The organism is Mammaliicoccus sp. K-M42, assembly GCF_022386375.1.
GTDB lineage: Bacteria > Bacillota > Bacilli > Staphylococcales > Staphylococcaceae > Mammaliicoccus > Mammaliicoccus fleurettii.
Window position 1 is genome coordinate 1 of record NZ_JAJNIS010000024.1, and the last position, 15,565, is coordinate 15,565.

Annotated in this window: 12 protein-coding genes; 10 read left to right on the forward strand and 2 right to left on the reverse strand. The window is 31.6% G+C overall.

Going from position 1 to position 15,565, the window contains the following annotated elements:
* Positions 1–306: 306 nt before the first annotated feature.
* A complete protein-coding gene (locus LQ668_RS10630) occupies positions 307–678 on the reverse strand; it encodes a DUF3899 domain-containing protein (RefSeq protein ID WP_078356679.1) in 372 nt (123 codons plus the stop codon).
* A 382-nt stretch (positions 679–1,060) separates the two neighbouring features.
* On the opposite strand from LQ668_RS10630, the gene opp3b reads away from it, so the two are divergent.
* From opp3b to LQ668_RS10670, 8 genes are all read left to right on the forward strand, one after another.
* Positions 1,061–1,987 carry an oligopeptide ABC transporter permease gene (gene opp3b, locus LQ668_RS10635; protein WP_078356680.1) on the forward strand — a complete coding sequence of 309 codons (927 nt, stop codon included), beginning with the start codon at positions 1,061–1,063 and terminating at the stop codon, positions 1,985–1,987.
* Positions 1,987–3,057 (forward strand): oligopeptide ABC transporter permease, encoded by a 1,071-nt coding sequence (gene opp3C / locus LQ668_RS10640; protein ID WP_078356681.1) that lies wholly within the window; start codon positions 1,987–1,989, stop codon positions 3,055–3,057. Before opp3b ends, opp3C begins: the two co-directional genes overlap by 1 nt.
* A 17-nt stretch (positions 3,058–3,074) precedes the next feature.
* Positions 3,075–4,148 (forward strand): ABC transporter ATP-binding protein, encoded by a 1,074-nt coding sequence (locus LQ668_RS10645; RefSeq protein WP_078356682.1) that lies wholly within the window; start codon positions 3,075–3,077, stop codon positions 4,146–4,148.
* Complete coding sequence (locus tag LQ668_RS10650) at positions 4,148–5,113, forward strand: ABC transporter ATP-binding protein (protein WP_078356683.1); 966 nt, start codon at positions 4,148–4,150, stop codon at positions 5,111–5,113. Before LQ668_RS10645 ends, LQ668_RS10650 begins: the two co-directional genes overlap by 1 nt.
* 168 nt (positions 5,114–5,281) lie before the next feature.
* Complete coding sequence (locus tag LQ668_RS10655) at positions 5,282–6,952, forward strand: peptide ABC transporter substrate-binding protein (protein WP_078356684.1); 1,671 nt, start codon at positions 5,282–5,284, stop codon at positions 6,950–6,952.
* 88 nt (positions 6,953–7,040) lie between these two features.
* Positions 7,041–8,702: a peptide ABC transporter substrate-binding protein gene (locus tag LQ668_RS10660; RefSeq protein WP_119634167.1), complete on the forward strand. Its 1,662-nt coding sequence runs from the start codon at positions 7,041–7,043 to the stop codon at positions 8,700–8,702.
* Positions 8,703–9,117: 415 nt separating this feature from the next.
* Positions 9,118–10,758, forward strand: a complete 1,641-nt coding sequence (locus LQ668_RS10665; protein ID WP_239734271.1) for a peptide ABC transporter substrate-binding protein — start codon at positions 9,118–9,120, stop codon at positions 10,756–10,758.
* A gap of 46 nt (positions 10,759–10,804) precedes the next feature.
* Positions 10,805–12,430 carry a peptide ABC transporter substrate-binding protein gene (locus LQ668_RS10670; RefSeq protein WP_239776023.1) on the forward strand — a complete coding sequence of 542 codons (1,626 nt, stop codon included), beginning with the start codon at positions 10,805–10,807 and terminating at the stop codon, positions 12,428–12,430.
* 513 nt (positions 12,431–12,943) lie between these two features.
* On the opposite strand, the gene trpS is transcribed toward LQ668_RS10670, so the two are convergent.
* Positions 12,944–13,939 carry a tryptophan--tRNA ligase gene (gene trpS, locus LQ668_RS10675; RefSeq protein ID WP_115337652.1) on the reverse strand — a complete coding sequence of 332 codons (996 nt, stop codon included), beginning with the start codon at positions 13,937–13,939 and terminating at the stop codon, positions 12,944–12,946.
* 335 nt (positions 13,940–14,274) lie between these two features.
* Here trpS and spxA point away from each other — a divergent pair, with 335 nt between their 5' ends.
* Both spxA and mecA read left to right on the forward strand, forming a co-directional pair.
* A complete protein-coding gene (gene spxA, locus LQ668_RS10680) occupies positions 14,275–14,670 on the forward strand; it encodes a transcriptional regulator SpxA (RefSeq protein WP_016999380.1) in 396 nt (131 codons plus the stop codon).
* A 151-nt stretch (positions 14,671–14,821) separates the two neighbouring features.
* Complete coding sequence (gene mecA, locus LQ668_RS10685) at positions 14,822–15,514, forward strand: adaptor protein MecA (RefSeq protein ID WP_078356689.1); 693 nt, start codon at positions 14,822–14,824, stop codon at positions 15,512–15,514.
* Positions 15,515–15,565 lie beyond the last annotated feature (51 nt).

Consider the following 15,565-nt stretch of genomic DNA (forward strand, 5'->3'; position numbering starts at 1 on the left):
AGATATTGGTACGATTTTGTAAAGTGCTGACGCCTGAGGGAATAGTATGCGTGAGAGACTACAGGCTCGAGCCATACCCTAGGCAAGCATGTACGAACAAAATCGAATGATTTTATAAAAAATAGATATTGGTACGATTTTGTAAAGTGCTGACGCCTGAGGGAATAGTATGCGTGAGAGACTACAGGCTCGAGCCATACCCTAGGCAAGCATGCACGTACAAAATCGTAAAATAAAAAAAGCATATCACTGTAAACTTTAAAAAATCAGTTTAATGATATGCTTATTTATTTACAATCATTGAATTTAAACGATAAAGCCAAGAATAATCGAAACGATGAAAAATAAAGTACTCAGTACGACAAAAGAGAATATCCAATTATATTGTTTTCTTTCTTTTAAATGTAATTCTTTCATACTTGGATTCATCATCTCATCATCTTTCAAATAATCTTGTGATGCTTTTGACTTCATATGGAAATTAAACTTCCTAATAGCTTGTCTTGATACAGTACCAACACCATCCTGTTTCATAGCCAAAACCCAACTCGCAGCAAAAAGCAAAGTCATAATATAAAAGTATATATTAACCGCTTGATCAATATCTTTTAAAAAGATAAGACAAAGTAATAAAAATAAACCAATATAACTAATTGTAAAAATACTCCAATATTTCATAATTACCTACCTCAACTGATTAGAATTACTTGTATTATAACAGATTGAAAAAAAATTTTTATGTTTTGCGGAACTTAATAAAAAAAATGGTGTAATATTACTTATGTATATTTTGTGTATGTTGCTACATAGTAAATGACAGAAAATTAGCAAAAATAGGTAATCAATACATTGCTTATGAATAAATATACGGAATATATGTATATAACTGTCGCGTTGTCGCTTTATTGTAATAAAATAATTGCGTATTTCAAATAGTTTCATATTCAAAATTCAGAATATTCGTGTTGATTTACATTGTATAAATTATGTATAATGTATATAAATATTTCTGAATATTAAAAAGAAATATGAAATAGATAAGGGGATTGGAGGCAAAACAATGGTTAGGTATACTTTGAAACGTATTATTTATATGTTCATATCATTGTTTTTAATTATGACGATAACATTTTTCTTAATGAAATTGTTACCGGGTTCACCGTACAACGATGAGAAATTATCAGAAGATCAAAAGGTTATTATCAACGAAAAGTATGGTTTGAATGATCCTGTACCAGTACAGTACGCAAACTATTTGGGCAGTGTTGCAAAAGGGGATTTCGGTATTTCATTCCAATACGATAACAGAGAGGTTTGGAGTTTAATTAAACCAAGACTTGGACCATCTGTAGAAATGGGTACATACGCAATGATTTTAGGAACTATAACAGGATTATTACTTGGTATAGTTGCTGCAATTAGACAGAATACAATTATAGATTATGGGGCCACCTTCCTATCGGTAATATTTATATCTGTTCCATCATTCGTTCTAGCAGTACTACTACAATATGTATTTGCAGTTGAATGGCAAATATTCCCTGTAGCAGGTTGGAGTGGATTCATGACAGCAGTACTACCGTCGATTGCTCTAGCAGCTGGTGTAACAGCAACAATTGCACGTTACATTCGTTCTGAGATGATTGAGGTCCTTGGTTCTGATTACATAGAATTAGCGAGAGCTAAAGGGATGTCTAGCGCTCGAGTTATATTTGGACACGCAGTTCGTAATGGTTTAATTCCAATTATTACGATTATCGTTCCAATGTTAGCAGGTATTTTAACAGGTACTTTGACAATTGAAAATATATTCGGCGTACCAGGTCTAGGTGACCAATTCGTACGTTCAATTCAAACTAATGACTATCCAGTTATTATGGCTTTAACATTACTATTTAGTTTCTTATTTATTATTTCAATCTTTATAGTAGATGTACTTTATGGATTAGTTGATCCAAGAATTCGTGTTGAAGGAGGTAAAAAATAATGGCTAACAATGAAGATAACAAATTAAATAATAGCGGTTATGATAATGCCTCAGTCACACATTCTTCACAAGGTATACCTGCTGAAAAGTTTGTGTTACATGGTAGAGACAAAGTAGTAGAAGAGAAATTTGAAAGGCAAAGTCGTACATTTTGGCAAGATGCATGGAAACAATTAATAGGTAATAAATTAGCTGTAATAGGGCTAGTTGGATTATTAATCATGACTTTATTATCACTTGTTGGTCCATTGATGAATGATCATAAATTTAGTGACCAAAATGTATCACACGCAAACTTACCACCTAAAATTCCAGTATTAGATAAAGTTCCTTTCTTACCATTTGATGGTACTGATAGAGATGGCTTTGATTTATATGAAAGTCAAAGTGTAAATGAAAATTACTGGTTTGGTACAGATGAACTTGGACGTGACTTATGGACACGTACTTGGAGAGGAACTCAAGTATCATTATTCATTGGTTTAGTAGCAGCAGCATTAGATATCTTTATCGGTGTAATATACGGTGCAGTTTCAGGGTACTTCGGAGGTAGGATTGATGATATTTTACAACGTATAGTTGAAATTCTTTCTTCAATTCCTAACTTAATTGTCGTGATTTTATTCGTATTACTATTCGATCCATCAATGTGGACGATTATATTAGCCATGTCAGTAACAGGTTGGCTCGGTATGAGTCGTATCGTTCGTGGTCAATTCTTAAAACTAAAAGAACAAGAATTCGTAATGGCTTCTAGAACATTAGGTGTTTCAAACTTTAAATTAATCTTTAAACATATCCTGCCAAATACACTTGGTCCAATAATTGTAACTTCAATGTTTACAGTTCCAAGTGCGATATTCTTTGAAGCTTTCTTAAGTTTCATCGGTTTAGGGATTCCTGCACCACAAGCGTCACTAGGTTCATTAGTTGATACAGGAAGAAAGATGTTATTAATCTTCCCACATGAATTATTCGTACCAGCTGTTGTACTTAGTTTGTTAATCTTATTCTTCTACTTATTCAGTGATGGTTTAAGAGATGCATTCGATCCTAAAATGCGTAAATAATAAGGAGGAAATTAAATATGGCTAAGAGAATATTAGAAGTAAATAACTTACATGTTTCCTTCGACATTGACGCGGGGGAAGTACAAGCAGTAAGAGGTGTTGACTTTTATTTAGATAAAGGTGAAACACTAGCTATTGTTGGTGAATCAGGTTCGGGAAAATCAGTTACAACAAAAGCTTTAATGCAATTACTACCTAAAAAAGTAGGTAGAATTAAAGACGGCTCAATCTTATTTGATGGGAAAGATTTAGCTAAATTAAGTGAAAAAGAAATGCAAAAAATTCGTGGTAAAGAAATCGGGATGATATTCCAAGATCCAATGACTTCGCTTAATCCAACAATGAAAATTGGTAAGCAAGTAATGGAACCACTTATTAAGCACCAAAAATTATCAAAAAGCGATGCCAAAAAAAGAGCGTTAGATATCTTGAACTTAGTAGGATTACCGAAAGCTAAAGAAAGATTTAATAACTTTCCTCACCAATTCTCTGGTGGTCAAAGACAAAGAATTGTTATTGCGACAGCATTAGCTTGTGATCCTAAAGTGCTAATTGCAGATGAACCTACAACAGCATTAGACGTAACGATACAAGCACAAATTTTGGAGTTAATGAAAGAATTACAACATAAAATTGACACATCTATTGTTTTTATTACGCATGATTTAGGTGTTGTAGCAAACGTTGCTGATAGAGTTGCAGTTATGTATGGCGGTCAAATTATTGAAACAGGTTCAGTTGATGAAATTTTCTATAATCCGAAACATCCTTATACTTGGGGGCTATTATCTTCTATGCCAAGTTTAGAGACATCACATGACACAGAACTATTAGCAATACCTGGTTCTCCACCAGATTTAATTAAGCCTCCAGTAGGCGATGCGTTTGCGAGACGTAGTGAATATGCGTTAGATATTGACTATAAGGAAGAGCCACCTTGGTTCCAAGTGTCTCCGACGCATTTCGTTAAATCTTGGTTATTGGATGATAGAGCACCTAAAGTAGAATTGCCAGAAGCTGTTAAATTAAAACAAAGAGAAACACCAGAACAATTTGACAAGCCAAAACGTGTAGAAAGGGTGACGTTCTAATGGCTGATAATAAAGAAGTATTAATTGATGTTCAAAATTTAAAGCAATATTTTAATGTTGGTAAGAAAAATGAAGTTAGAGCAGTTGATGATATCTCCTTTAAAATCTATAAAGGTGAAACATTAGGTTTAGTAGGTGAATCTGGTTGTGGTAAGTCCACAACTGGTCGTACACTTATCAAATTATATGATGCTACTGACGGTAAAGTGGTATTTGATGATGTTGATATACAGAATATTAAAAAGAGAAAAGATTTATTAAGATTTAATCGACGCATGCAAATGATATTCCAAGACCCATATGCCTCATTAAATCCAAGGTTAAAAGTTATGGATATCATTGCTGAAGGATTAGATGTACATAAACTTGTATCAAGCAAAGAAGAAAGAAAAAAACGTGTCTATGATTTATTAGAGACAGTTGGTTTATCTAAAGAGCATGCAAATAGATATCCACATGAATTCTCTGGTGGTCAAAGACAAAGACTGGGAATTGCACGTGCATTAGCTGTTGAACCTGAATTTATTATTGCAGATGAACCGATATCTGCACTAGATGTATCTATTCAAGCTCAAGTAGTTAACTTAATGCAGAAGCTACAAGATGAAAAAGGTATAACTTTCTTATTCATAGCGCATGATTTATCAATGGTTAAATATATTTCAGATAGAATTGGTGTAATGTACTTTGGTAAGTTGGTTGAACTTGGACCTTCAGATCAAATATATAAACATCCACAACATGAATATACAAAATCATTATTATCAGCTATTCCATTACCAGATCCTGATTCTGAAAGAACAAGAACAAGATCATCATATAATCCGGAAATACATAAATATGAAGATGATGATAAATTGGAATTAAGAGAAGTAGGACCTGATCATTACGTTTATTGTTCTGAAAAGGAATTTGCTGAGAAAAAAGAAAACTATAACAAAACTTTTGATTTATCAGAAGCGTAATTTTAACAAACCTTAAAATTGCTATTACTTGTTATAAAATTATTTTGTAGTATAACTATTGTTTGAAAATTGTGTGAAATACTATTGTCTTTCATACATTTTTAAAATATAATAAAATTAACAATCTTCTGAAAATTCAGAAGAAAGTAAACAAGGGGGAAAAGCTATATGAGGAAAAGACTTTCGGTTTTATTGTCAATATTAGTTGCAGCTGTTTTAACGTTAGCAGCATGTAGTGGTGGCGGTTCTAAAAAAGATGAGGGAGGTAAAGGCGGCGTTAAAAGTGAAAAATCTGAAAACGTCTTAAACTTATCTTCAACATCTGATATTCCTACGATGGATTCATCGTTAGCAACTGACCAAGTTTCATTTATCAACTTTAACCAGACATTAGAGGGATTATATGTACTAGATAAAGATGATAAGGCAGTACCAGGTGTTGCTAAAGGGGAACCTGAAAAATCAGAAGACGGGAAAACATGGACAATTAAATTACGAGATGATGCAAAATGGTCAAATGGTGATCCAGTTACTGCTCATGACTTCGTATATGCATGGCAAAGAACGGTAGATCCTAAAACAGCTGCTGAATATGCATACATGTTTGAAAATATCGAGAATGCTAAAGAAATCTCAGCAGGTAAGAAAAAACCTGAAGAATTAGGTGCAAAAGCAATTGATGATCAAACATTAGAAGTCAAATTAGTGAAAGATGTACCTTGGATGCAAAGTTTATTCGCTTTCGGTTCATTCATGCCTCAAAATGAAAAATTCGTTGAAAAACAAGGTAAAAAGTTCGGTACTACAGCTGAAGCTACTTTATCTAATGGACCATTCCAATTAAAAGAATGGAAAACAGAAGATAACTGGAAACTAGTACCTAACAAAGAATATTGGGATAAAGACAAAGTTAAACTAGACGAAGTAAACTATAAAGTCGTAAAAGAATCTCAAACAGCTTTAAACATGTATCAAACAGGTAAGTTAGATTCAGTAGGATTAGACCCACAAAATGTTAATAAATATAAAGATAAAGAAGATTTTACAACTGAATTAAACACTTCAAATTACTTCTTTAGAATTAACAGTACGAAAAATAAAGATTTGAAAAATGAAGATTTAAGAAAAGCATTTGCAAAATCAATTGATAAAGATGAATATGTAAAATCATTATTAAATAATGGTTCAACTGTTTCAGATAAATTAATGGTTAAAGATTTTGTTAAAGATAAAGATGGTAAAGATTACATCGATGGCGTGAAATCTCCATTAAATTATGATAAAAAAGAAGCGAAAAAATTATTAGAAAAAGCTAAAAAAGATACTGGTAAAGATAAATTCGATATTGAATTATTAACTTATGATGCTGATGAATCTAAAAAAGCAGCTGAATTTGTAAAAGAACAAGTAGAGAAAAACTTACCAGGCGTAACTTTAAAAATTAAACAACAACCGTTCAAACAAAAATTAGCTTTAGAATCTAAAGGCGACTATGATATTTCATTCGCTGGTTGGGGTCCTGACTATCCTGATTCAACGACTTTCTTAGACTTATTCAAGAAAGATAGTCCTCATAACCAAACTGGATATTCAAATCCTGAATATGACAAAGCTTTAGAGGAAGCTAACTCTGATGAAATGTTGAAAGAAGAAAATAGTGCTAAACGTACTAAAATATTACAAGATGCAGAATCTAAATTCTTAGATTCAGCCTCTATTGGACCACTATATCAACAAGGTGTTGCACGTTTACGTCAACCATATGTTAAAAACTGGGAACCACATAAATTCGGTGGAGACTACTCACTTAAACAAGTAGAAATCGCTGGAGCTAAATAAAAGTGAATGAAAGCAATCAATGTAAACATTGATTGCTTTTCTTTATATCAATTTCAATGTTTTAAAAATTAAAAGGGGGATTATCAATATGCATAAAAGATTAAAAATAATTTTTGTAATGTTAGTGTCTCTTGTAGTGATCTTGTCTGCGTGTAGTAGTGATAATAAAGAGGAGAAAGATAATAATATTAAACAATCTAAATCCAAAAACGAATTGAATTTATCATCTGGTGATGATATTCCTACAATGGATCCTTCATTAGCAGCTGACCAAGTATCATTTACGACTTTTGCTCAAACTCTAGAGGGCTTGTATGTACTTGATAAAGATGATAAACCAATTCCAGGAGTTGCAAAAGATAAGCCTAAAAAGTCGAGTGATGGTAAAACATGGACAATTAAATTAAGAGATAATGCAAAATGGTCTAATGGTGACCCAGTTACAGCTCACGATTTTGTATTTGCTTGGCAACGTTCAGTAGATCCTGAAACTGCAGCAGAGTTTGCATATATGTTTGAAAACATTGAAAATGCAAAAGAAATAACTGCTGGAGATAAGAAACCTGAAGAACTTGGTGTGAAAGCAATTGATGATCAAACACTAGAAATTAAACTTATTAAAGATGTACCATGGATGGAAAGTTTATTAGCTTTTGGCTCATATATGCCTCAAAATGAAAAATTTGTTAAAAAACATGGAGACAAATTTGGAACAACAGATAAAACGACTTTATCAAATGGTCCATATAAATTAACAGAATGGAAACCAGAAGATAGATGGAAATTAGAAAAGAATGAAGAATATTGGGATAAAGATAAAGTGAAAGTTAAAGAAGTTAATACTAAAGTAGTGAAAAACACACAAACTGCTATTAATATGTATCAAACAGGCAAATTAGACATGGTCGGTTTAGACGCTCAAAATGTTAAGAAATATAAAGAGAGAAAAGACTTTTCAACGGAGTCTACATCGGGTAGTTACTTCTTTAGAATCAATAAAGAGAAGAATGAAAATCTAAAAAATGAAGATTTAAGAAAAGCGATAGCTAAATCAATTGATAAAAAATCATATGTTGATTCATTATTAAATAATGGTTCTAAACCTTTAGATACTTTAATGATTAAAGACTTTGTAAAAGATAGTGATGATAAAGATTATACTAAAGGTGTTAAATCTTCATTAAACTATGACAAAGATGAAGCTAAGAAACATCTAGATAAAGCTAAAAAAGATTTAGGAAAAGATAAATTTACAATAGAATTACTGACTTATGATGAAGATGAATCTAAAAAAGCAGGAGAATTTGTAAAAGAGCAAATAGAGAAGAACTTACCTGGTGTTACTTTGAAAATTAAGCAACAACCATTTAAACAAAAACTTGCATTAGAATCTAAAAAAGATTTTGATATATCATTTGCAGGTTGGTTCCCGGACTATCCAGATCCAACAACATTCTTAGATTTATTCACATCTGACTCACCACATAACCAAACAGGATATGCGAATAAAGAATATGATAAAGCATTAGAAGAAGCAAATTCAGATGAAATGCTTAAACCAGAGAACAGCGATAAAAGAATTAAAGCGTTACAAGACGCAGAAACTAAATTCTTAGATTCAGCCTCTATTTCGCCATTATTCCAGACAGGCTCAGCAAGATTGAGACAACCATATATTAAAAATTGGCAAAATCATAAATATGGCGGGGACTATACATTGAAAGGTGTAGAAATAGAAGGAGCTAAATAATTATGAAAGACTGGGACAAATTAATTGTCTCAGTCTTTTTTTGAATGTGATCACAAGTTTATAACACCTTACAAGAGTGGACTTAAAAACAGAACTCAACGAACTTATTATAAGTGCTACTTTATAAATGAATTTTCATAACCGACACGCCTGAGGAAACAGTACAAGTCGAAGACTACAGGCTAAGACTGTACCCTAGGCAAGGGAGGTTATGAAACCTTTTTAGTATAAACGAAGAAGCATGACGCATATAAGTTGTACTTCTTTTTGATGAATAATAATAATATTTAAAATTAAACAATATATTTTAAGTATATAATGTTAAGTTATGTTGCGACAAATGGAAAATAACATTATAATTGAAGAAAGTTCAGAAATGACTGAATTTTCAAAAATTGAATAAGGGGAAATGTTTATGAATAACAAGCATTTTAGGTGGAGTTTTTTAGTTTTATTGTCGGTTGTATTACTTTTATCGGCATGTAGTGGTGGAAATGGAAAGAAGGATAGTGACTCTTCTGCAGGGGATGGCAAAAAGTTACGATTAATTTCAATTTCTGATATTCCATCAATGGATTCAACGTTAGCAACAGATGCTGTTTCATTCGATGCGTTAAATAATACAATGGAAGGATTGTATAAGTTAGACAAGAATGACAAGGCAATTCCGGGAATTGCGAAAGGTGATCCTAAAAAATCCGACGATGGTTTAACGTGGACAATCGAATTGAGAGATGCGAAATGGTCTAATGGCGATAAAGTTAAAGCTGACGATTTTGTATATGCTTGGCGTAAGCTTGTAGATCCAAAAAACGCTTCTGAATATGCATTTATCATGTTTGATATTGAAAATGCAGAAGATATTAACAAAGGAGATAAAAAGCCTGAAGAATTAGGTGTTAAAGCGATTGATGATAAAACACTAGAAATTAAACTTAATCGTGAATTACCTTATTATCAAGAACTATTAACATTCGGATCATTCTTACCACAAAATGAGAAGTTCGTTAAAGAAAAAGGCGATAAGTACGGTACAACAGCAGAAGATACATTATATAACGGTCCGTTCACATTATCAGATTGGAAAACGGAAGATAATTATACATTGACTAAAAATAAAGAGTACTGGGATAAAGGTAACGTGAAGTTAGACAGCGTTAACTTTAAAGTAGTTAAAGAACCTCAAACAGCTTTAAATATGTATAATGCTGGTGATGTTGATGAAGCTTTAATACCAGCTGAAAATGTTAAAAAATATAAAAAAGATAAAGCTTATAATACAGAACTTGAATCACGTGTTTACTTTATGAGATTGAACCAAAAAGATGTACCTGAATTTAAAAACAAAGATTTAAGAATGGCTATTGCACAATCAATTGATAGAGAACAATATGTTAAGAGTAATTTAAATAATGGTTCTAAAGCAGCAAAATCATTAGTACCTACTGAATTTGTAAAAGATACTAAAGGTGAAGATTATACTAAAGGCGTTAAGACTGAAAATAAATTTAACAAAAAAGAAGCTAAGAAACATTTAGAAGCTGCTAAAAAAGATCTTGGCAAAGATGAATTTACTTTTGAACTGTTAACGTACGATCAAGATAATGCTAAAAAAGATGCAGAATATTTCAAAGAACAAATTGAACAAAATCTACCTGGCGTTAAAATTAAAGTTAAACAACAGCCATATAAACAAAAGTTAAAGCTTGAATCAAGTATGGATTATCAAATTGCGTTCGGTAGATGGGGCCCAGATTATCCAGATGCGATGACATTCCTAGAATTATTTACAAGTGATAATGTAATGAATGAAACGGGTTGGAAAAACAAAGAATATGATAATAAAATTGAAGACGCAGGAAATAAATTACTAGATAAAGAACAAAAACGTGTTGAAACAATGCAAGATGCTGAAACATTGCTGTTGGATGAAGCTGCAATTGTTCCAGTCTATCAACAAGGTAATGCGAGGTTAACACAAAGTTATGTAAAAGGTATTGAAAGACATAAGTTTGGTGGAGACACAGATTTAAAACATGCATATATTCAAAAGTAACAGATCGATAGTTTATATAAATAGAAAACTAGGGGGATGAGGTTACATGTCGAAAATGTTCAAATTTTTAGCAATGATGTTAACTGCAGTACTAGTATTAAGTGCTTGTTCATCAGGTGGAGGTAAAAAAGACTCTAAAAGTGATGAAGCATTAGATTTACAAATCAATGGTGACGTTCCAACAATGGATTCAGCAATGGCAACAGATGGTTTATCATTTGATATGTTTTTCCAAACTATGGAAGGACTATATACATTAGATAAAAACGATAAAGCAATACCAGCTGTAGCAAAAGGGGAACCTAAAATCACAAATGATGGTAAGAAATGGACTGTAAAATTAAGAGAAGATGCTAAATGGTCAAACGGAGATCCAGTAACTGCCAATGATTTCGTCTTCGCTTGGAGAAAAGTAGTGGATCCAGACACTGCATCAGAATATGCATATATTTTATATGATATAAAGAATGCTGAAGACATAAATAACGGTGACAAAAAGCCAGAAGAACTTGGCGTGAAAGCTGTAGATGATCATACTTTAGAATTTGAACTTACAAAATCATTACCATATTATAAAGAACTATTGTCATTCGGTACATTTATGCCACAAAATAAAAAGTTTGTTGAAAAACAAGGTGATAAATATGGTACAACTGTAAAATCAACTCTTTATAATGGTCCATTTAAAATGAGTGAATGGAAAACAGATGATAAAGTTACTTTAGAAAAAAATGATAAATATTGGGACAAAGATAAAGTTAAATTAGATAAAGTAAATTATAAAGTAGTTAAAGAAGCATCAACAGCTGTAAATTTATATGAAACTAATAAATTAGATATAGTAGATTTACCAGCCGAACAAGTGAAAAAATACAAAGACGATAAAGCATTTAATACTGAGTTAGATACTGTGACTTATTACTTTAAATTAAATGAAGATACAGTACCTGAATTTAAAAATCAAGACTTTAGATTAGCATTTGCAAAAGCAATTGATAAAGAAGCTTATGTAAAAAATAATTTAAATAACGGTTCAATTCCGAGTGATAATTTTGTGCCAAAAGACTTTGTTAAAGATAGCAAAGGTAAAGAATATCAAGATGGTGTGAAAAATATAAATCAATATAATGTTAAAGAAGCTAAAAAACATTTTGAAAAAGCTAAAAAAGCATTAGGTAAAGATAAATTCACTATAGAATTGATGACTTATGATAAAGATACAGCTAAAAGAGATGCTGAATACTTTAAAGAACAACTTGAGAAAAATTTAGAAGGCGTAACAATAAAAATTAAACAGCAACCATTTAAACAAAAACTTGATGTAGTATCAAAAGGACAATATGAAATGTCATTAGAAAACTGGATTCCAGATTATCCAGACCCAATGACATTCTTAGAGTTATATGTAACGGATGGCTCGCACAATAATACAGGATGGTCTAATAAAGAATACGACAAAATTATTAAAGCAGCTGATTCATCATTAGCAAGCAATCCTGACAAACGACTTTCTGAACTACAAAGAGCAGAAGGTATGTTATTAAATGAAGCGGGTATCGTTCCACTTTATCAAGTAGGCGTAGCTCAACTTCAAAAACCAAATGTTAAAAATGTAGTAAACCACCAATTCGGAGGCGTTTCTACTTTAAAAGAAGCATACATTGAGAAATAATAAATTAGAGAATCCACAGCGACATTGTTTATGTCACTGTGGATTTTTGTTTATTTATCAAGACATGGTCAACATGATAAATAGAAAGGCTGAATGTTGCAAGACAGGCCAAACATGATAAATAGAACGGTTGAATATTGCAAGACATGGTCAACATGATAAATAGAACGGCTGAATATTGCTAGTGGAGACCAACATGATAAATAGAGCGGCTGAATGTTGCAAGACAGGCTAAACATGATAAATAGAAAGGCTGAATGTTGCTAGTGGAGACCAACATGATAAATAGAGCGGCTGAATGTTGCAAGACAGGCTGAACATGATAAATAGAACGGTTGAATGTTGCAAGACAGGCCAAACATGATAAATAGAGCGTTCGAATGTTGCAAGACAGGCCAAACATGATAAATAGAACACATCCAATTACTACAATTTAATAATCTGATATATTACGACAAAATAAAGAAGATATTGAAACAATTAATTGCCCCAGTATCTTCTTTATTTTAATATTTACTTTCTTTTACGACCTAGACCCATAGCATTTTCCATCTTCTTCAATGTTTTATTAGCTACAAAGCTTGCTTTATCTCTACCTTTATCAAGGATTTCATCTAATACTTCTTTATTTTCATAGAAGTAATTAAATTTCTCTTGGAATTCTAATAGGAATTTTTTAACTTCTTCAGCTAAGTCTCCTTTAAAGTCTCCGTATCCTTTATCTTCATATTGAAGCTCAAGTTCTTCGATTGATTTGCTTGTAATACTTGAGTAGATGACTAATAAATTACTAATACCCGGTTTGTTTTCTTTATCATATTTAACGATGCCATCTGAGTCTGTTACCGCACTTTTAATTTTTTTGGCTGCAACGTTTGGTTCATCTAGTAAAGAAATAAAGTTTTTTTGATTGTCATCACTTTTACTCATTTTTTTAGTAGGGTCTTGTAAACTCATTATTCTAGCGCCAAATTTAGGCATATGAATAGCTGGTTTTGTTAACACGTCATTGTATTTAGAATTAAAACGGTCGACAACATTACGAGTTAGTTCTATATGTTGTTTTTGATCATCTCCAACAGGGACGATGTTTGTGTTATAGAGCACGATATCTGCTGCCATTAATGGTGGATAAGTTAATAAACCAGCAGGGATACCTTGTGTTTGCTTTTGTGCTTTATCTTTATATTGTGTCATTCTTTCTAATTCACCAATTGAAGTAATCGTAGTTAAAATCCAACCTGCTTGAATATGGGCTGGTACTTCTGATTGGATGAATAAAGTTACCTTTTCATGATCTAAACCTGATGCTAAATATATAGCAGCTAATTTACGCGTATTTTCTCTTAATTTAAGTCTGTCTTGAGGTACTGTTATAGCGTGTTGATCTACAATACAAAAAAAGCAGTCATAATCATGTTGAATCTCATTAAATTGTTTTAAAGCGCCAATATAATTACCTAAAGTTGGAATTCCACTTGGTTGGATGCCTGAAAATAAAGTTTCCATTAAATGTTGCCTCTTTTCTACAAAATTTCTTTATATCATTATAACAGTATTTTATTCATTTGTAAGTTGTGTTATTCTTAGTAGTAGATAAATATATTGTTTAAAGTAAATTCATCTATATTTTATGTGCTTTTTAATGAATTATTAGAAATTTCTCATTTAATTTTAATCTTTGAGTTATATAATATATTTATAGCAAATAGAAAAAGATTAAACCAAGTGAGCAACATATGTTTAACCTAGGGCTATATGGGGTATACATAACTAAGTGCATTTTATCTTATAAGTTCACTGACGTTTAACATAAATAATATTCAATTAGGAGAGTGAGATGTATGGTAACATTATTTACTTCACCAAGTTGCACATCTTGCCGTAAAGCGAAAGCATGGTTACAAGAACATGACATTCCGTATACGGAGCGTAATATTTTTTCAGAACACTTAACATTAGATGAAATTAAATCAATTTTAAAAATGACAGAAGATGGAACAGACGAAATCATTTCTACTCGTTCTAAAACTTATCAAAAATTAAATGTAGATATCGATGCATTACCTCTACAAGAATTATATACAATTATTCAAGATAATCCAGGTTTACTACGTCGTCCAATCATTTTAGATGACAAACGTTTACAAGTTGGATATAACGAAGATGAAATTCGTCGTTTCTTACCTAGAAAAGTACGTACGTTCCAACTATTGGAAGCACAACGTATGGTTGACTAATTTAGTCTAATATTAAATTTGTAGCTCCTGTTTACAGGGGCTATTTTTGTATAAAAAATTAAATGCGAATAGTTTAAACAAATTACTGTTAAAATGTATTTGTTTATAATACAATGAATGTACTATTCCTAGAGTAAGGGAGTGTGACATTATGAGAATAGAACGAATTGATGAAACAACTGTAAAATTATTTATAACTTATCAAGATATCGAAGCAAGAGGATTCAAACGAGAAGATTTATGGACAAACCGTAAACGAGGCGAAGAATTTTTCTGGTCTATGATGGATGAAATTAACGATGAAGAAGAATTCGTTGTTGAGGGGCCTTTATGGATTCAAGTGCATGCGTTTGAAAAGGGTGTTGAAGTAACAGTTTCTAAATCTAAAGGTGATGAACTGTTAAATATGACTGACGAGGAATCTAATGAGCAATTAGAATATCAAGTCAATGATTTCTTATCTCAAGCACTCGATTCTGACCAGAATATCGGAGAACTCTTAAATGATGGCAAAGAAGATGAAGAAAAACAATTTATTCCTAAAGACATCGGATTACTTGTTAGGTTTGAAGAGCTAGAAGATATTATCGAATATGCACATTATAATGAACATAAAGATATTGTATTTACAGACTTATTATATATGTTAGATAACAAATATTATTATTATGTACAATTTGATCAAATAGATAGTGAAGAAATTATTAATGATTTCTATGGGCAACTACTTGAATATGCAAATCCAACTCAAGTATCTAAATTATATCTAGATGATTATGCAAAAATTGTCATGAGTTATAATGTTATGGGTCAAGTAACAAGATATTTTGAACCGAAAAATTAAATAAGTAATTTTAGCACCTCTTTACGTTTTATATAGTAAAGAGGTGTTTTT

Bases quoted from the DNA above. Each gene is read 5' to 3' on its own strand.
- LQ668_RS10645 (WP_078356682.1), top strand. From the start codon at position 3,075: ATGGCTAAGAGAATATTAGAAGTAAATAACTTACATGTTTCCTTCGAC.
- LQ668_RS10670 (WP_239776023.1), top strand. From the start codon at position 10,805: ATGTCGAAAATGTTCAAATTTTTAGCAATGATGTTAACTGCAGTACTA.
- opp3b (WP_078356680.1), top strand. From the start codon at position 1,061: ATGGTTAGGTATACTTTGAAACGTATTATTTATATGTTCATATCATTG.
- spxA (WP_016999380.1), top strand. From the start codon at position 14,275: ATGGTAACATTATTTACTTCACCAAGTTGCACATCTTGCCGTAAAGCG.
- LQ668_RS10655 (WP_078356684.1), top strand. From the start codon at position 5,282: ATGAGGAAAAGACTTTCGGTTTTATTGTCAATATTAGTTGCAGCTGTT.
- mecA (WP_078356689.1), top strand. From the start codon at position 14,822: ATGAGAATAGAACGAATTGATGAAACAACTGTAAAATTATTTATAACT.
- opp3C (WP_078356681.1), top strand. From the start codon at position 1,987: ATGGCTAACAATGAAGATAACAAATTAAATAATAGCGGTTATGATAAT.
- LQ668_RS10650 (WP_078356683.1), top strand. From the start codon at position 4,148: ATGGCTGATAATAAAGAAGTATTAATTGATGTTCAAAATTTAAAGCAA.
- trpS (WP_115337652.1), bottom strand. From the start codon at position 13,939: ATGGAAACTTTATTTTCAGGCATCCAACCAAGTGGAATTCCAACTTTA.
- LQ668_RS10630 (WP_078356679.1), bottom strand. From the start codon at position 678: ATGAAATATTGGAGTATTTTTACAATTAGTTATATTGGTTTATTTTTA.
- LQ668_RS10660 (WP_119634167.1), top strand. From the start codon at position 7,041: ATGCATAAAAGATTAAAAATAATTTTTGTAATGTTAGTGTCTCTTGTA.
- LQ668_RS10665 (WP_239734271.1), top strand. From the start codon at position 9,118: ATGAATAACAAGCATTTTAGGTGGAGTTTTTTAGTTTTATTGTCGGTT.